The following is a 16353-nucleotide window of genomic DNA, read 5'->3' on the forward strand; positions in this document are numbered from 1 at the left end:
GGCGGCCCCGGGCCTCGCGTCGTACCAGGCTCGCCGCAGCGGGTCAGAACGCGAGGTCGGGGGGAATGTCGGTGCCGCGGACCCAGGGCTTGATGTCCAGCACCGGGGTGCCGTTCACCAGGTCCACGCCGTGGAAGTGGACGACGTTGCCGTCCACGGACACCAGGCGGACGAGGCTCATGCCGAGGCGGCTCGGGCGGTTCGGGGAGCGGGTCGAGAACACCCCGCGGTGCGGGCCGCCCCTGGTGCCGCCGCGCGGCAGGCACTTCATGCTCGTGGCCTGGTCGTCCTCCTGCGCGTGCAGCCAGGTGACCAGCCAGATGTGCGACCATCGCTCCAGCCCGGCCAGGCCCTCGGCGTACTCGTCGTAGACGACCACCCGGCCGATCTCCCGGTAGTTCTCGGTGGCCTGCGCCGGAGCCTCCTCCGGCCGGGCGTAATCGGTCATCACATAACCGATCGGGCTGACCTGGACCGGCTGCCGGACCGTGGTGTCGGCGGTCTGCTCGGGCACCTCATCGACCTCGATTCGTTGATCGGGCATCCGCCTGGATGCCGGTCGGACGTGTTCCTTCCCGCGTCGCCCCGGGCGGCGCCCCGCGCCCGTCGCCGTTCTCCGTCCCGGCCCGCGGCCTGGACGGGCGCCTGGTCTCCTGCCCGGCGCCCGCGAATACTACACACCCCATCTGCCGGAATGCGACGAGTGTAAGCGGCATTCTGCGTCGTTAGTCCTGTTCATCGGGTTTTACTGGCCCACCCCTACTCGCCGTGCCACGGTTGCCGCGCGCGCGGAGCCACCGGAGAATGCATGCTCGGAATATCCGTGTCGAATCCGGGGGCGGGTTCTCGCCGCCGACCGGCATTCTCGGCATCATCCCCTGCGCATTTCCGCAGTGGCCTTTCCCCCACCAAGGAGGATTCGCGTGACAGAACGGGCAGACGTCCTGGTCATCGGTGCCGGTGTCATCGGGCTGACCACCGCCGTGCACCTGGCCGAGCAGGGGCTGACCGTCCGGGTGCGCGCCGGCGAACCACCGCGGGCGACCACCTCCGCGGTCGCCGCCGCCGTGCTCGGCGGCCCCCTGCTGTCCGACCCGGCCGACAGCGCGGGGTGGGAGCCGCAGGAGACCACCACCGAGTGGCACCGCGTGGGCCTCGCGGAGTTCGGCGCGCTGGCCGAGCGGCCGGGCACGGGCGTGCGGGTCACTCCGGGCAGGTGGGCGAGCCGGCCCGAGCTGCCCGACGACTCCTGGGTCGCCCGGCTGCCCGGCTACCGTCCCTGCGCGCCCGAGGAGCACCCCGGGTTCGCGGTGGCGTTCTGGCTGTCGGTGCCGATCGTCGACATGCCGGTCTACTTCGACCACCTCACCGAGCGGCTGGCGGCCGCCGGCGGTCGCGTCGAGATCGGCCAGGTGGCGTCGCTGGAGGAGGCCGCCACCGAAGCACCGGTCGTCGTCAACTGCACCGGCGCCCATGCCGGGCGGCTCACCGGCGACCCGGAGATCCGGCCGAACCGCGGGCAGCACGTGATCGTCGAGAACCCCGGGCTCGACGGCTACTTCTACGAGTTCAGCAAGGGCCCCAAGCAGACGAGCTTCCTGCCGCACGGTGACCGGGTGGTGTGCGGGGGCACGGCCACCAGGGACGACTGGAGCCGTGAGCCCGACCCGGCGCAGACCAGGGAGATCATCGCCCGCTGCGCCGCGGTCGAGCCGCGCCTGGCGCAGGCGCGGGTCCTCGGCGTCGAGGTCGGCCTGCGCGCCGCCCGGCCGCGCGTCCGCCTGGAGGAGGAGTCGCTGGGCGGCGCCCGAGTGATCCACAACTACGGGCACAGCGGCGCCGGGGTCGGCCTGTCCTGGGGGTGCGCCCACGAGGTCGGGCGGATCATCCAGCGCGCCGGCGTCAACTGACGGCTCCCGTCCCCGGCGGGGCCCTCCTTGCGGCATGGCGCCGCCCGGAGCGGCTCCCGCCCGGCTCACCTCGGCGGGGGCGTGGCTACCTGGTGGTGACCGCGCCGCCGTTGACGTTGATGACCTGGCCGGTGATGTGCCGGGCGGCCGGGGAGGCGAGGAAGACGACCGTCCCCGCGATGTCCTCGGGGTAGCCCGCGCGCCCGTTCATCGTCTCGGCGACCCGGGCCTGGTGGAACTGCTCGCCGCCCTTGTCGCGGAAGAACTCGGTGTCGGCGATGTAGCCCGGCGCCACCACGTTGGAGGTGATGTCCCGGGCGCCGAGCTGCCGGGCCAGGAAGGTGTTCCAGGAGTTCAGCCCGGCCTTGGCCGCGCCGTAGGAGCCCGCGCCGCGGTCGGCGGCGAACGAGCCGATGTGCACGACCGCGCCGCCGGGGGCGAGCTGCTTGTTCAGCGCGGCGGTCATCAGCACCGCGCTGACCAGGTTGCCCTCCATGTTCGCCCGCCAGCTCGCGGCCAGCGCGTGCAGGTCGTCCGGGCCGCTCTGCCCGCTCAGGCCGACCGCGCCCAGGCGCTGAGGACCGGCCGGGGTGTCCAGGTCGCGGTTGCCGCCGGCGTTGTTGACCAGGACGTCCACCGTCGTGGGGAGCTGGTCGCGCAGTGCCTCGATCTGGTCGGGGTCGGTGGCGTCGCACACCAGGGTGCGGGCGCCCTCCCCGAGGCGCGCGGCCGCCTCGCTCAGGACGGACTGCCGCCGTCCGGTGATGAAGACCTGGGCGCCCTCGGCGGCGAAGGCCGCGGCCACGGCGTAGCCGATGCCGGTGCCGCCTCCGGTGACAACAACCGTCCGTGTCATGTCGGGTATCTCCGTTTCGGTGCGCCGGTGGGGCCGGCTGGTGGGGCAGGTGGGCGGCGCGCGACGGCGCCGGGGTCAGACCGTCACGGTGGCGCGGGAGAACCGCGCCCGCGCGAACGCGCCGATGATCGCGATGGGCAGGGTCCACAGCGCCGCGATGCCGAACAGGAGGCGGAACTGGCCGCCGGCCGCGAGCCCGCCGACCGCCGCCGTGCTCAGCGCCGCGCCGGTGAAGACCGCGGAGGCCACCACGGCCGCCGCCGTACCGCGCACCTCGGGCGGAGACGCCTCGATCATCCAGGTCTGGATGGTGGACTGCGCGACGGAGAGCGCCATCCCGGCCAGCAGGCCGGCCGCCAGGATCGCCGGAATGGTCTGACTGACCGCCGCGGCCAGGTAGCCGAGGAACAGCAACCCGCAGCCACCGCCGAACATCGAGGCCGCGGTGGTACGGGGCAGCCACCGCACGGCCAGCCCGCCGATCACGGCGCCGAGGCCGTAGGAGCCGGTGACGATGCCGGCGATGGCCGCGTTCCTGCCGTGCACCTGCAGGGCCGAACTGAAGAAGTTGTAGAACCCGACCATCGAGGCGCCCTCGAAGAAGGCGAAGGCGGTGAGGAAGCGCAGCCAGCCGCTGCGGAGGACCTGGCCGAGCCGGTCGAACGCGACCGGGCGGCGGGCCTGCGCGGGAAGCGTCTCCGGCAGCCTGCCGTACAGGTAGGAGAGCACGGCCGCGGCCACGGTGATGGCCAGGATGGCGGCCCGCCAGTTCAGCAGGTCGGCGAGCACACCGGCGCTGATGGTGCCGGCTCCGGTCCCGATCGCCGCGACCGACATCAGGCCGGCCATCACCGGCTGCCGCCGCTCCGGCGGCACCCGGTCGCCGATGTAGGCCACCGTCACCGGCGCGAGCGCGGCGGCGAAGGCCCCGGCCAGGCCACGGCCGATGATCAGCACGGTCACGCTGGGCGCGAGCGCGGCGACCAGGTTGCCCAGCGCCACCCCGGCCAGGCCGAGCCGCATCACCCGCACCCGGCCGGCGGCGTCGGAGATGAGCCCGTAGACCGGTTGCATGACGCCGAACAGCAGCAGGTAGGCGGTCAGCGCCAGCGTCACCGTCGCCAGGCCGGTGTGGAAGTGCCCGGCCACCGGGACGAGCAGCGGGGTGATCATGATCACGTTGGCGTTGACCAGGAACCAGCCGGCGTACGGAATCGCCATACCGTGCTTTTCGAGCGCTCGCTGGGACATCGCATTCCTCACTCGGGCGGTAGCCCGATCAGGCTTCGGCGTGCCATGGACCGGGTCGCCGACATGCGGCGCGCCTGTCGTCGAGATCGCCGCCGGATATTCCCCTCACACGGCCCGGTTCATCACAGCGAAGAACGTCGGGGACGGTTACAGAGAAAGTCTGCGGACCGGCGAAGATCACGGCAAGCGAATAGCCGTGACCGGCAGCCCATTCTGGGGTCACCCCACGGGTGAACACCCGGCCGGCCGCGCGCGCCCCCTGAAAATCGGCGGTTCTCCCCGGTTCGCCGGCCGGGTTCCCCGGTGGGCGGGGCGGCCGGGCAGCGAATTCGGGCTCGCGGGCGAAGGACAGCAACCGGGAAGATGCGCCCTTTCGACGCGGCGCACAACGATAGGCCTCGATCGCCGTTCGCCGATGTCGCCATCCGGTATGCCGCGGACCGGATCGTTCGCCCCTGGCCTGGCGCACGCAGGAACACGTGGGAGCCGTCGAAACACGGGAGAGGTGTCTTGATGCCGGCAGCAGACATCACGACGGCACGCGCGGCGAACCCGGCCGCCCCGTGGCCCGCCACGCCGTGCAGGCCCCTTCTGCCGCCGGTCATGGACGACGCCGACGACTACCAGTTGATGGCCATCGGCTCGTTGTCGCCGGGCGACTCGCCGCGGCTGTCCGGGGAGGACACCGAGCACACGCGGCTGCTCGCGGAGTCCGGGGAGGACCTGCCGCCCATCCTCGTGCACCGCGCCACGCTGAAGGTCATCGACGGTGTGCACCGGCTGCGCGCCGCCGTCCTGCGCGGCGAGGAGAAGATCAAGGTCCGGTTCTTCGACGGGGACGAGGAGGCGGCGTTCGTCATGGCCGTCGAGGCGAACACCGCGCACGGCCTGCCGCTCTCGCTCGCCGACCGGGAGGCGGCCGCCGCGCGCATCGTCGCCTCCCACCCGCAGTGGTCGGACCGGGCGATCGCCGCGGTCACCGGCCTGTCGGCCAAGACCGTCGACACCATCCGGCGCTCGGCGGCGCCACTGGTGCCGCAGCCGCTCAGCCGCATCGGGCGGGACGGCCGCGTCCGGCCGCTGAACAGCGCCGAAGGACGGCGCCGGGCCTGCGAGCTGTTCACCGTCCGCCCGGACGCCTCGCTGCGCACGGTGGCCGAGCAGGCGGGCATCTCGCTCGGCACGGCCCGCGACGTGCGCAACCGCATGATGCGCGGCGAGGATCCCATCCCGCCGCAGCAGCGAGCCCGGGACGAGCGCCGCGAGCCCACCGACGCCGAGCGGCGGCTGCGGCGGGTCTCCGCCGCGGCGACGCGCACCGACCGGCCCAAGGACCCGGCGACGATCCTGCACCTGCTCCAGCGAGACCCCTCCGTCCGGTTCACCGACTCCGGGCGCACGCTGCTGCGCTGGCTGAACGACCAGACCGCCGGGGTGCGCGACTGGGAGAGCCTCAGCGGCGCCATGCCCTCGCACTGCGCCTTCATGATCGCCGACCTGGCGTGCGCGGTCGCCGAGGAGTGGCTGGAGTTCGCCGAGCACGTCCGCCGCCGCGCCGAGACCACGGCCTAGCGCCTCCCGGGACCGTCCGCCGGCCCGATCAGCGGCGTGGCCGCTCCGGCTCCGGGTGCGGCAGGTGCGCGTACTGGGGGTGGTGCCAGGGCAGGGTCACCGGCTCCGGCGGCACCTCCCCGGCGTACAGGCGTTCCAGCAGGCCCGGCAGGCCCCAGGGACGCACTCGCGCGGCCTCGCGCAGATCGGCGAGCGGCCACCAGCGGTACGCCCGGATCCCCTGCCGCTCGTAGTCGGTGCACTCCGCCATGTCCGGCTCGAAGCCGTCGACCCGCAGGAAGTAGTACGACTCCACCGAGAAGTACATCAGGCCGTCCATGCCGCCGCGCCAGTGCCCGGCCGTGGTGGCGACGAGCGGCCCGAGGTCGCCGGGGGCGGCCCGGTGGCCGGTCTCCTCCCGCAGCTCGCGGACGGCGGCGTCCCGCACGGTCTCACCGGGGTCGATGCCCCCGCCGGGGGTGAGCCAGGCGGCGTCGGAGTACTGGAGCATTAGCAGGCGGTCTTCGCGGTCGGCGAGCAGTACGCGCGCGCAGTGACGCAGGATGGGCCGGGACATGCCATGAGCCTAGACACCCGGTCGCTCTCGCGGCGAGAACGTCGCTGTCGGCGAGAGGTGGTTGTATCTGTCTCGTGGAGGCCTCCGTCGAGCAGCTCGTGTACGTCCGCGAGGACGCCTACACGGTCGCCCGCATGAGCGCCGAGGGCGTGCCCGGCTTCGTCGCCGCGGGCCGCGCCCTGGCCGGTGTGCAGCCGGGCGAGACGCTGGAGCTCACCGGCGAGTGGGAGGAGCATCCCCGCCACGGCCGCCGGCTCACGGTCGCGGCCTGCGAGCGGGTGATGCCGTCCACGATCCCGGCCATCCGCGCCTACCTCGGCTCGGGGCTCATCCGCGGCATCGGCCCGCGGCTGGCCCACGCGATCGTCAGCCACTTCGGCGAGGCAAGCCTGACCGTCATCGACACCGAGCCCATGCGTCTCACCGAGGTGGTCAACATCGGGCCGGTGCGGCAGGCGCAGATCGTCGAGGCGTGGCGGGAGCAGAAGGCCATCGCCGCGCTCATGGTGGTGCTCCAGGGCTTCGGCATCAGCCCGCTGCTCGCCGCCAAGGTGCACCGCGCGTTCGGCGCCGAGGCGGCCGACGTGGTCGCCGCCGACCCCTACCGGCTGATCGGCCGGGTGCGCGGCGTCGCGTTCGCCACCGCCGACAAGATCGCGCTGCGCTCGGGGGTGCCGGAGGGCAGCCCGCAGCGGCTGATGGCCGCGATCATGGACCGGCTGGAGGCCGCGGCGGCCTCGGGCCACTGCCACCTGCCGCTCACCGTCCTTCAGGCGCAGGCGGCCGACCTGACCGGGCAGGACCCCGAATCGGTCCGGCGCATGGTGGACGCGCTCGCCGCCGAGCGCCGGGTCGTCGTCGAGGCCTCCCTCACCGACGCCGGCCGGACCGTGGTGTACGCCAAGGAGCAGCACGCCCGTGAGCTGCGGCTGGTGGCCAACCTGGCCCGGCTGCTGGGCGCCCGCTCGACCATGCCGGTGCGCCCCTTCCAGGAGGACCCCGGCCTGAACGACGACCAGCGCGCGGCGGTGACCACGGCGCTCAGCAGCACGGTCTCGGTCCTCACCGGCGGGCCCGGCTGCGGCAAGAGCCACACCGTGCGGGCGATCGCCGCGGCGGTCCGGGCGATGGGCGGCACGGTCACCCTCACCGCGCCCACCGGCAAGGCCGCCAAGCGGCTGTCCGAGCTGACCGGCCTGCCCGCCACGACCGTCCACCGGATGCTCGCCCACCGGCCCGATCCCAACTCCGGGGCGCTGTTCGAGCAGACCCCGGCCCAGGCCGACCTGATCGTGGTCGACGAGGCGTCCATGCTCGACCTGCACCTGGCGACCCGGCTCACCTCGGCCGTCCCGCCGGGCCGCCATCTGCTGCTGGTGGGCGACAGCGACCAGCTGCCCAGCATCGGGCCTGGCAGTGTGCTCGCCGACCTGCTGCGCGTCGAGGAGATCCCCCGGGTCCGGCTGACCCAGGTCTTCAGGCAGGCCGGGGGCAGCGCCATCATCCGCGCGGCCCACCGGGTCAGGGTGGGCGAGGTCCCCGACCTCCCGGGCGGGGGCGGCTTCTGGTTCGAGGAGGTCGCCGACCCCGAGGAGGTCGCGCGGCGCGTGGTCCACCTGGCGACGGAGGCCATCCCGCGCAAGCAGCGGATCACCCCAGGCCAGGTGCAGGTGCTGTGCCCGACACGCAAGGGCGCCGCCGGCACCGCCGCGATCGGGCGGGTGCTGCAGGAGCGCCGCAACCCCGCCCAGGACGGCAAGGCCGAGCACTGGTCGGGCGACAGCGTCTTCCGGGTCGGCGACCGGGTCATGCCGATCCGTAACAACTACGACAAGGGTGTCTTCAACGGCGAGACCGGGACGATCACCGAGATCAACACCGAGGAGCGGCTGGTGGAGATCGCCATCGACGACGGCGACCCGGTGACGTACGGCTTCGACGAGCTGGACGATCTCACTCACGCCTACGCGATCAGCGTCCACCGGGCGCAGGGCAGCGAGTACCCCTTCGTGGTCGCCCCGCTGGTCGCCGAGTACGGCGGGGTCATGCTGCACCGCAGACTGCTCTACACCCTGGTCACCCGGGCCCGCTCGTGGGTCGTGCTCGTCGGCGCGCGCGACGCCCTGGAGACCGCGGTGCACCGCCTCGGCCCCCGCCGCAACACCGCCCTGGCCCCCCGTCTCGCCCTGACCCTGCGCTCCTGACGCCTGCGGCGCCTCTGGCCGCGTCTCCTCCGCCCCCCGGGCCTCGTGTCCCGGTCACCTCCGGCGGCCCGGCGGGGCACGGCCTGACAATGTGCCTCGTGATCGGTACCGGTCACCCTGGAAATACCCGGTGGAATGTTCTGGACGCGGTACCGATGGTGGAAGAGAAAGCGGAGGGTTTCGGCCCTGCTGAAAACACCGGCCGTGCGTCGTCTCATCAAGGCAACGACGTTGCGCACCGGTACGGTGACCAATGGTGATGGCCGATGGTCAACCAGCGGGTGGCATTATCGAAAGGGATCATCCGGCCTTTCCGGCGAACGTCCTCCGGCATGCCTTCTCGGGATTCCGGAAGCCGCTCATCACCGACCTGATTTCCCGCCGGCTCGCATGAGCCGACCCACTTGCGCATAAAGTAGAAGCCGATCGGCGTCGCGTTCGGAGTCCGGCCTTCGGTGAAACTCACGCGGCAACAGGGGGAAAGCCCGAGAGCGCCACGGGCGGCTGCGAACCGACCGGGATGAGGGGGCAGATCACTCATGATGACGCCATCTGGAGGGGTCCGGGCAGGGCTGAACCTCACGTTGCAGTACGCACCCACCGAGTCCGCGCCCGCCGTGCTGGCCGGCCACTTGCGCATGGCGGAGGCAGTGCGTGACGCCGGCTGGGATTCCGTCTTCGTCGCCCAGCACTACCTCGGCGAGAAGATGGCGCACCTCCATCCCCTTCCTCTCCTTGGGCTCCTGTCCTCCGCGGCCGGGGACATGAGGCTGGGTGCCGGGATCTGTCTGCTGGCTCTGCAGAATCCGGTGGACGTCGCCGAGGCCTACGCGACGGCGGACATCATGTGCGGAGGGCGGCTGGTCTTCGGCGCGGGACTCGGCTACCGGGATGTGGAATACGAGGCGTTCGGCGTGTCCGCCGGTCGACGTGTCGAGCGGTTCGTCCGTAATCTCGAGCTCGTTTCCCGGCTGTGGCAGGGCGAAACGATCGACGTGGATCTGCCGTGGTGCCGGCTGGACGGTGGACGACTGTCCACGTTGCCGGTGCAACGGCCACGTCCGCCCATCTGGCTGGCCGCCAACAGTGACCAGGCGGTCCGCAGGGCGGCGGAACTCGGCGACGCCTGGTTGGTCAACCCGCACGCGGCGATGTCCACCGTGACACGGCAGATGGAGTTGTTCCGCACCACCCGAGCCGGCGCGGGCCTGCCGCCACCGGTGGACGTGCCCCTGATGAGGGAGGTCGTCTGTGCGCCCGACCGAGCCACCGCCACCGCTCGCGCGCGCCGTCATCTCGCTGGCAAATACGCCGTCTACCGGCATTGGGGGCAGGACAACGTGCTTCCCCCCGGTGACCGTTTCGATACCGATCTGAGCGAACTGTCCCGTGATCGATTTCTGATCGGAAATCCGTCTGACTGCCTGCTCGGCCTACGTGAGTGGATCGAACGCATTGGCGCCACCGAAGTCATCCTTCGCGTGCACTGGGCGGGAGCACCCATCGAAGAGGCGCTGCAGTCGATCGAACTACTCAGTACAGAAGTACTGCCATACCTGTGAGCGGCGGTGGAGGGGAAAACCATGTCGCAGCCGTCCCGAGTCTTAGTGATACGTCCATCGAAAGAGCGTGAGTCGGCACTGCGCACGCTGGCCCGAACCGGGTCCGAGATCGTCATCGCCGACCATCCGGGCAACGACCTTTCCGGTTTCGCCGACATCCAGCTTCCCCTGCCGAGTCTGCCGGACGCCTTCAGGTCAGGCAGGGTGCCCGAACTGGAGGCACGCATATGTGAGTTCCACGCCCGCTTTCCGCTGACCGCCATAATGGCTGACTTCGACTATCTGCTGCCTCTCGTCGGCAGGCTGAACGAGCGGCTCGGGCTGCGCGGCCATACCGAGCCGTCCGGCCTCACCTGCTCCAACAAACGGCTTCAGCGGGCAGCGCTGGACAGGGTCGGCGTACCGCAGCCTCGGTGGGCGCCCTGCCCGGACAGGGGCGCCGCCCGGGACTTCGCGAAGTCCGCGGGCCTGCCGTTGGTGGTCAAGCCGGCCGACCGCGCGGCCAGTTGCGCGGTGTTCGTGGCCAAGGACGAGGACGAGCTGGACTCAGCGGTGGACGCGGCACTCGCCGAGTCGTGGGCCACGGACGCGTTGGTCGAACAGTACCTCGACGGGCCCGAGTTCAGCGTGGAGGCGGTCGTCGTCAACGGTGTGGTGACCACGGTAGCGGTCACCGGCAAGGGGATCGGCGGGCGCACCGGAACGCTCAAACTGGACGCGGAGATTCCCGCGCGGCTGGGAGACATCGACAGGGCGGCGGTCGAGCAGACCGCGGCCGAGGCCGTGCTCGCGTGCGGTCTGCTGGACGGACCCGCGCACACCGAGATCCGCCTCACCGATTCCGGCCCCCGCGTCGTGGAGGTCAATGGTCGCATCGGTGGCGTCTTCATCAGCCATATGGTCCAGGCGGTGACCGGGGTGGATCTCTATCAGGCCTGGTATGACGTGCTGCATGGCAGGGCACCGGAACTCGGCGCGCAGCGGCGGGGCTTCGCCGTCCGCCGCTGCCTGGCGGAGGAGGAGGGCCTGGTCCGCTCGGTGGAGATCGGCACGCCGCCTCCGGAGGTGATGGAGCGTCATCTCCTCACTCGCTGCTTCGTGCACCCCGGCGACCGGCTGAGCGCGATCAGCAACGGCAATGAGATGCGCGCCGTCGTCGTCGCGTTCGCCGGCACGCGAGAGGACGCGGTGACCGCCGCCGAGGCCCTGGCCACCCAGGTGACCATCCGGACGAGCCCGCTGATGGGGGGCACAGCGCGGTGAGCCGGATACTGATACTCAACCGCTACCGGCTGCAGTCCGCCGCCTTCCACCGGTGGGTGTCCGCCGAGCACGACCTGTTCCTGCTCAACTGCGCCACCCGTGCCGTAGATCGGCATCCGGAGGCCGCCGCCATTCGCGCCCGGTACCGCGACATCGCCGAGTTCGACGACTATCCCACCAATCCCGCGGTCGCGGAGACCGCCCGGAACTGGATTCGCCGCTACGGCATCGACATCATCATCGCCCTCTCCGAGTACGACGTACTGCGGGCGGCCGAGCTGCGCGACGAGTTCGGCCTGGTGGGCCAAGGTGTCGCGAGCGCCACGGCGTACCGTGACAAGCTGACCATGAAGCGACTGCTGGACCAGGCCGGGCTGCCCATCGTCCCCTACCGCTCACTGGAGCATCCCGGCGACCTGGAGCGCTTCGCCGCCGATACGGGCTATCCCATCTTGGTCAAGCCCCGTACCGGAACCGGTTCCCGGGGTATCCGGCGTATCGAGAACGGGCCGGCCGCCGCCGCTTTCGAGAAGGAGCACGGCCCGGGCATCGCTGATCACCTGGCCGAGTCGTTCAGGCGGCACGAACTCCTGCACTGCGACGGCGTATTCGTCGCGGGGCGGGCGATGTTCAGCGAAGTCTGGTCCTGGTCCACCACGGTGCTGGACGTCGTGGCGGGGCCGGTACCGACCATGGCCATCACCCTGGACCGAGACGACACGCGCCGGGAAACGGTGGTGCGGCTCACCGAGGAGACGCTCCGCGTGCTGCCCACTCCTGTGGTGACGGCCTTCCACATCGAGTTCTTCGATATCGGGGGCGAGATCGTCGTCAACGAAGCGGCCAGCCGTATCGGCGGGGGTCGCATCCAGCCGACGCTGCGCCGACTGCACGGCGTCGACCTGGTGGAGTTGACCGCGCGCCACCAGACCGGCTCCTCCCCTGCGTCCCTCACCCCGCGGCAGGCCGCCCCCGCCGGGGGATTCCTGATCGCCTACGACCACGGCGATGTCCGCGGCATGGCACCCGCCGAGTGTCCTGTGCCCGGCATCAGCCACTACGAGACCAATCTGCCCTGCTCTTCGGGCACCGCTTCCGACGTCGCCTCCTCCGCGTATCTCGTCAGCGGGGTGGCCCTCGGCAAGGACCGTCCGCAAACGGCGGAACGGCTGCTGGCCATGTACCAGTGGTTCCTGGAGAGCGTCGCCCTCACCGGCTGACCCCCGCACCCATCCCCCACGGAGGGACCTCCATCATGTCCGGATACGACCCCGACGCTTTCCGCATGGGGATTGAGTTCGAATACCAGCTCGTTTCCGCCGATGGGCGGCCGCAACACTGGAAGGAACTCTCCTTTCCACTGCTGAAAGACGTCATCGCCAGATCCGATGCGCCGTCCAATGACTACATGGCGGTCAAATACCCCGGCTCAGATCGGCGCAGCTTCTACCTCGAGGGATACGATCTCACCGATCAGCACGGGGAGATCGTCGACCTGCACGTCAAGGGGATAGAGATCAGCACCCCGATCGCTTCCGACGTGTACGAACAGCAAGAGCACCTCGTCAGGCACTACGGGCAGATGCAGAGCCTGCTCGCGGAGGTCGGGCTGCGCGGCAGCGCTTACGGGGCGCATCGCAGCCGGGAGGAGTACCGCGGCCCGCGCGGCGGCCGCGGGGTCGAGGGGTGGTCCGCTGCCGAGACGGCGATGATGACCTGGGGAATTCATGTCAACGTGAGCTTTCCCGACGATGTGGAAGCCCGGCTGGACCGCGACCGTCTGCGCGCGAAATTCGACTGGTTCGGCCCGGCTCTCGTCCTGCTGAGCGCGAACACGCCGGTGCGGGGTGACGGCCCCTGGACCGTGGACGGTGTGGTGGGCAAGTCCGAGCGCTCCTACCGGCGCAGTTTCACCCGGCGGCCGATGTACTTCCGCGACGACCAGCACAACCGCAAGGAGGTCACCTGCTTCGACGTCACCAACCGCCTCGACCTCATCCGCGGCTACTCGGCCCTGGTCACCGGCCTGATGCTGGAAGAAGGCGAGTTCGAGTACGTGGCCGGTCCGTTCGCCGACCACAACATGCGCCTGGCCGGCCTGCACGGGTACCGGGCGCCACTGCTGGACCGGCACTTCCAGCCGGTGAACGCCGGCGCGTTGGTCGACAACGCCCTGGACCGAGCCGCCAAGGGACTCGCCGGCCAAGGGCTGGACGACGAGGCACTCGCCGCCCTCAGGACACTCGCCGCGGAGCGGCGCTGCCCCGCCGACGACACCCTGGACGCCTGGCACGCCCAGCCAGAGTGGAACGCCTTCCTCGCGCGATACAGCGATCTCACCGGCCACTGACCGTTTCGGATAGGACGGATCTCACGCTCATGTGCCGCGTATTCGGCCTGCTCGACCCCCGTCTGCACCGGGACGAACTTCACCGTCATGGTCACGAACTGGCCCGGAAGTTGCGTCACGGCGGTCCGGACGGGCACACACATCGAGTCTTCGATGGCATTCTGGTCGGCGGCACCAGGCTGGCCATCTCCGATCCCGAGCGGGGATGGCAGCCCTTCTCCGCCGAAGGCATCACCGTCTTCTACAACGGCGAGATCTACAACGCACCCGAACTGCGCCGCACCCTCGCGGCCGATGGTGCGTCCTTCGCCACCCACTGCGACGGGGAGGTTCTGGCACCGCTCCTGGCCCGGCACGGCACGGCCGCCGGTGAGCTGTTGGACGGCATGTTCGCGATCGTCGCGTACGAGCACCGCACCCGGCGGCTCATCCTGCTGCGGGACCGATCGGGGATCAAGCCGCTCTATCTCTTCTACGAGAAGGGCCGTTTCGGTTTCGCATCCGAGATCCCCGCACTGCTCGCGCTGCGCGGCGGGGAGGTCCGGCTGGACCTGGACGGCTTGGACCGCTATCTGCGGCTCAAGGCCGTCTACGGTGCCGTGCCCGAGCCGGGATCGCCGGGTGACCCCACCATCCTCGAAGGGGTGCGCTCGCTCCCGCCCGGCCACGTACTGCAGATCGCACCGGGTGTGCCTCCCACGGTGACCCCTCAGGCCGGCGCACCTCTGCCGCGGCGAAGGACCGATCCCGCGGAGGACCTGGCGGAACTGTTGCCTCGGCTGGTCGCCGAGATGCTGCCATCGGACGTGCCGTACTGCGCGGTGCTCTCCGGAGGCCTGGACTCCTCCGTGGTCACCACACTGGCCACCCGAGCGGGTGGGCCACTGACGGCCTTCACCGTGGTCCCCCGGCACCCATCGGCATATGACGAACTGCCCTTCGCCCGCCAGGTCGCCGAGGCCAACGGCTCCCGGCTGGAACAGGTCACCGTTGGAGGATCCGATCTGCCGGACCTGCTCCCCAACGTGATACGCGCTCTCGGGCAGCCCAACTCGGATCCGATCATCGTCAGTACCTATTCGCTGTTCCGGGCCGTACGGGCGGGCGGCTATCCCGTGGCGCTCACCGGGGATGCCGGCGACGAGGTATTCGGCGGGTACGACCGGTTCCGGGCACTCGCGCAGGACGGCGATCTCAACGCCTACCGGCAGGCTCTGTCCGGCGTTCCGGCCGAATGGCGCGAACGACTCTACTCTCGGGAGACCCGGCACGTCCTGCGCGAGCCTCGGCGACCCGACGACGCCCCATGGGATCGCCCTGCGCGGAATCCCGCCGCCGAGGACACCGAGGCGGTGAGCCGATTCGAACTCAGGCACCGGCTGCCCGTCTACCACCTGCAGCGACTGGATCATCTCAGTGCCGCCCACGCCGTCGAAGCGCGGGTCCCCTTCTGCCGCGACGATGTCACGGCCCTGGGCCGAACCCTGCGTACGAGCGACAAACTGGGCCCCGGCGGCGCCGTGAAGGTGCCGCTGGCGGCCGCGGCCACCCGGTACGGCTGGGCACCGAAGTCCGTGGTCGCACGCCCCAAGCAGCCCTTCACCTTCCGGCTCTCCGAACATCTGCTGGAGGACGGGGGCACGGCCCTGGAGTGGGCGCGGCAGGTGCTCACGGATCCCGGTGCCCGACGTGGCCTGTTCGATCAGGAACAGGTGGAGAAGGCGATCACGGAGTTCGAGGAACGACGCAGCGAACCGCTGGCGCACACCGTTTGGTCCCTGCTCGTCCTGGAACTGTGGTTACGGCAGATCACGGAGGCCTTCGATGAAAACGCTCACCTATGAGCCGGTCCGTGCGATAGGCATCGACATCGGCCTCTGGAGCGTCGCGGGGGCCGCCGCGCCAACGCTGGTCGTCGCGAGTTCCCGCCGACTCGCCGATCCGCTTCCCGTACTGGAGACCGCCGTTGCGACCGTCGGCCGACCGGTGAAGAAGGTCGCCCTCGCCCACCCGGCTGCGAACGATACGCCGGCGCACGCCGAGTACGTCTTCGCGCAGGTCGTCGAGCGGACCGATGGCCAGGTGCTCGACCTCACCCCGGAATGCGGGCACTCCATGCTGGCCGCGGCCACTCACCTCCGGGCCCGTGATCACCTCCGGGCGGCGGGCCACCCGCTGAAGCTGCTCACCCACCGCTCTGGGCGGGCGCGGGTCGTGGAGTGCCGGATCGACCCCTTCGACGTGCGGAAAGGCGTCTACACCGCGGGCCTCTCCTTCCCGCTGAACGATCATACGAAGGTCGGCGCTAACGGTTGGGCCGAAGAGGACTTTCCACTGGGCCGGAAACCGCTGTCGCTGACCGTCCCGGGCCGGCGCGTCCGGCTTCCCGTCACCGTCGTGCAGTGCGGCAATCCGTACGCCTTCGTGGACGCGTCAGCGCTCGGCATCACCAGCCGGGAAGCGCTCATGGCGGCGGGGGAGGACATCTGCCAGGTCCTGCGCGAGGTCCGCGCCCAGTTGGCGCCTCGCCTGGGGCTCGGGCGGTCTGAGGTACTGCCGAAGCCGGCCCTGCTGCTCCGCACCGAGCAGGGGGCGACGCATGCTCGCGCGCTGTCCACCGACCATTGGCATCCGGGACTGGCTCTCACCGGCCTGGTCGCACTGGCGACGCTGAACGCCGATGAGTCGACGAACGACGCCGACCTCGTGGTCGGGCATCCCGGAGGCAGTTCGTCCGTCGGTGTGCGCACCCGCCCGGACGGCCGCCGGATGGTCGTGATCGCCGACCGGCAAGTGACCCGGATCACCCGACTTCTCCAGAAAGCGTAA

At 70.9% G+C, this 16353-nt stretch carries 14 protein-coding genes; 9 read left to right on the plus strand and 5 right to left on the minus strand.

Annotated elements, in window-relative coordinates; genetic code table 11:
- Window positions 1-43: 43 nt before the first annotated feature.
- Window positions 44-544, minus strand: coding sequence for a tRNA (N6-threonylcarbamoyladenosine(37)-N6)-methyltransferase TrmO (gene tsaA / locus IEY93_RS26550; RefSeq protein ID WP_189165854.1), 501 nt, complete (start codon window positions 542-544; stop codon window positions 44-46).
- 379 nt (window positions 545-923) lie between these two features.
- On the opposite strand from tsaA, the gene IEY93_RS26555 reads away from it, so the two are divergent.
- On the plus strand, window positions 924-1910 hold the full coding sequence (locus IEY93_RS26555) for an FAD-dependent oxidoreductase (protein WP_189165855.1): 987 nt from the start codon (window positions 924-926) through the stop codon (window positions 1908-1910).
- Between the two features lie 85 nt (window positions 1911-1995).
- Here IEY93_RS26555 and IEY93_RS26560 read toward each other — a convergent pair whose 3' ends face one another.
- Window positions 1996-2766, minus strand: coding sequence for an SDR family NAD(P)-dependent oxidoreductase (locus IEY93_RS26560; protein ID WP_189165856.1), 771 nt, complete (start codon window positions 2764-2766; stop codon window positions 1996-1998).
- A 75-nt stretch (window positions 2767-2841) separates the two neighbouring features.
- On the minus strand, window positions 2842-3987 hold the full coding sequence (locus tag IEY93_RS26565) for an MFS transporter (protein ID WP_189165857.1): 1146 nt from the start codon (window positions 3985-3987) through the stop codon (window positions 2842-2844).
- A gap of 543 nt (window positions 3988-4530) precedes the next feature.
- On the opposite strand from IEY93_RS26565, the gene IEY93_RS26570 reads away from it, so the two are divergent.
- Window positions 4531-5589: a ParB/RepB/Spo0J family partition protein gene (locus IEY93_RS26570; protein ID WP_203968817.1), complete on the plus strand. Its 1059-nt coding sequence runs from the start codon at window positions 4531-4533 to the stop codon at window positions 5587-5589.
- Between the two features lie 28 nt (window positions 5590-5617).
- Here the strand turns inward: IEY93_RS26570 and IEY93_RS26575 are convergent, their stop codons facing one another.
- Window positions 5618-6145: an NUDIX hydrolase gene (locus IEY93_RS26575; protein WP_189165858.1), complete on the minus strand. Its 528-nt coding sequence runs from the start codon at window positions 6143-6145 to the stop codon at window positions 5618-5620.
- 74 nt (window positions 6146-6219) lie between these two features.
- Here IEY93_RS26575 and recD2 point away from each other — a divergent pair, with 74 nt between their 5' ends.
- On the plus strand, window positions 6220-8349 hold the full coding sequence (recD2, locus tag IEY93_RS26580; protein ID WP_229691505.1) for an SF1B family DNA helicase RecD2: 2130 nt from the start codon (window positions 6220-6222) through the stop codon (window positions 8347-8349).
- A gap of 217 nt (window positions 8350-8566) precedes the next feature.
- Here recD2 and IEY93_RS26585 read toward each other — a convergent pair whose 3' ends face one another.
- Window positions 8567-8815, minus strand: a complete 249-nt coding sequence (locus tag IEY93_RS26585; RefSeq protein WP_189165859.1) for a hypothetical protein — start codon at window positions 8813-8815, stop codon at window positions 8567-8569.
- Window positions 8816-8888: 73 nt separating this feature from the next.
- Here IEY93_RS26585 and IEY93_RS26590 point away from each other — a divergent pair, with 73 nt between their 5' ends.
- The 6 genes from IEY93_RS26590 to IEY93_RS26615 all read left to right on the plus strand — a co-directional run bounded on the left by IEY93_RS26590 (window position 8889) and on the right by IEY93_RS26615 (window position 16353).
- Window positions 8889-9911, plus strand: coding sequence for an LLM class flavin-dependent oxidoreductase (locus tag IEY93_RS26590; protein WP_203968816.1), 1023 nt, complete (start codon window positions 8889-8891; stop codon window positions 9909-9911).
- A gap of 204 nt (window positions 9912-10115) precedes the next feature.
- A complete protein-coding gene (locus IEY93_RS26595; protein ID WP_189165860.1) occupies window positions 10116-11174 on the plus strand; it encodes an ATP-grasp domain-containing protein in 1059 nt (352 codons plus the stop codon).
- Window positions 11171-12394, plus strand: a complete 1224-nt coding sequence (locus IEY93_RS26600) for an ATP-grasp domain-containing protein (protein WP_189165861.1) — start codon at window positions 11171-11173, stop codon at window positions 12392-12394. Before IEY93_RS26595 ends, IEY93_RS26600 begins: the two co-directional genes overlap by 4 nt.
- A 65-nt stretch (window positions 12395-12459) precedes the next feature.
- Complete coding sequence (locus IEY93_RS26605; RefSeq protein ID WP_189165862.1) at window positions 12460-13524, plus strand: glutamate-cysteine ligase family protein; 1065 nt, start codon at window positions 12460-12462, stop codon at window positions 13522-13524.
- A 29-nt stretch (window positions 13525-13553) separates the two neighbouring features.
- A complete protein-coding gene (gene asnB, locus IEY93_RS26610; protein ID WP_189165863.1) occupies window positions 13554-15368 on the plus strand; it encodes an asparagine synthase (glutamine-hydrolyzing) in 1815 nt (604 codons plus the stop codon).
- Complete coding sequence (locus tag IEY93_RS26615; RefSeq protein WP_189165864.1) at window positions 15349-16353, plus strand: PrpF domain-containing protein; 1005 nt, start codon at window positions 15349-15351, stop codon at window positions 16351-16353. The genes asnB and IEY93_RS26615 overlap by 20 nt, the downstream gene beginning before the upstream one ends.

Source organism: Sphaerisporangium melleum (assembly GCF_014646695.1).
Taxonomy (GTDB): Bacteria; Actinomycetota; Actinomycetes; order Streptosporangiales; family Streptosporangiaceae; genus Sphaerisporangium; species Sphaerisporangium melleum.